Consider the following 1235-nt stretch of genomic DNA (forward strand, 5'->3'; position numbering starts at 1 on the left):
GATTGAGTCAAGTTTTTGTGGGAGTTTTTTTTAGCTCCCTTTTTATAAAGTAAAACTTCTAATTTTGTATCCGTTTTCTAAATGTTTTCTTTCATCAAAATTTCGTCTTTTTCTTTTTTAAAAACCTTTTAATCCCTGTAAGGCAAAGTGAATGGGTTTTCCAATCGCTTGATTTAAGTATGGCAGGTTCTGACGCACGGTTTCTGTTACTAATTTTCTGGATATTTTTCTTTTCGGTTGATGTTCTTTCTTTGATGTATTTAGGCTTTTTTCTTTCTCCCATTTCCCATATATCGTTTGGATGGATAGGTCATCCTTCAATCCAATCCACAAACGTGCCATGCTCATGACGCCTTTTTTGCTCCATGCTCTTCCATTTTTTAATCGTTTGGCTAATTGATTCATCATTGCTTCTGCACTTCCCATTGGTCGATACGCTGTCGTATCCACGCCTTTCTCCTGTAACCAACTACGATAATCTTTTATGGTTTCCTGATGATGCGTTAAAAAGGCGAGGAAATGCTCTAGTTTTTCTTCTTCTTCTGGTGTATCCATTGTTCCTACTGCACTATTCAACTCTAGAAGTAATGTTTCTACCTGGTAGTTTTTTAACGCTCTTCTCATGTAGCGGTATCGAGGATGGCTCTTCATTAGCTGTTTCATCGAACGAGCTACATGAAACCGATCCATGGTGAAAAAGGCGCGTTCCCGAAAATACTCCCGACATGCCGTTATCCAGCCTGCTCCATCGCCATTAATAATAAGCAAGGTTTGGGTAGGATCATACGCATAATGATTCTGTAAGAATGTTTCAAAAGCTTCCCAAAAGGGTTCTTTTCCTTCATAGAGAAAATGCCTTTTATTTCGGAGTCTGACTCGCTTTCCGTTTTCTTTCCATCCCTCATGTACAGCGGCGAATTTCNCTTCTTCTGGTGTATCCATTGTTCCTACTGCGCTATTCAACTCTAGAAGTAATGTTTCTACCTGGTAGTTTTTTAACGCTCTTTTCATGTAGCGGTATCGAGGATGGCTCTTCATTAGTTGCTTCATCGAACGAGCGACATGAAACCGATCCATGGTGAAAAAGGCGCGTTCCCGAAAATACTCCCGACATGCCGTTATCCAGCCTGCTCCATCGCCATTAATAATAAGCAAGGTTTGGGTAGGATCATACGCATAATTATTCTGTAAGAATGTTTCAAAAGCTTCCCAAAAGGGTTCTTTTCCTTCATAGA

The 1235-nt window shown here is 39.8% G+C and carries 1 protein-coding gene and 1 pseudogene; both read right to left on the minus strand.

What is annotated here, in order from left to right:
- Positions 1-117: 117 nt before the first annotated feature.
- Positions 118-690: a UPF0236 family transposase-like protein gene (locus QQZ16_RS23230; protein ID WP_446715448.1), complete on the minus strand. Its 573-nt coding sequence runs from the start codon at positions 688-690 to the stop codon at positions 118-120.
- A gap of 233 nt (positions 691-923) precedes the next feature.
- Positions 924-1235 (minus strand): annotated as a pseudogene (locus QQZ16_RS08890) (UPF0236 family transposase-like protein); the annotation flags it as partial.

Source organism: Bacillus sp. T2.9-1, from assembly GCF_950097965.1.
GTDB classification, from domain to species: Bacteria; Bacillota; Bacilli; order Bacillales; family Cytobacillaceae; genus Niallia; species Niallia hominis.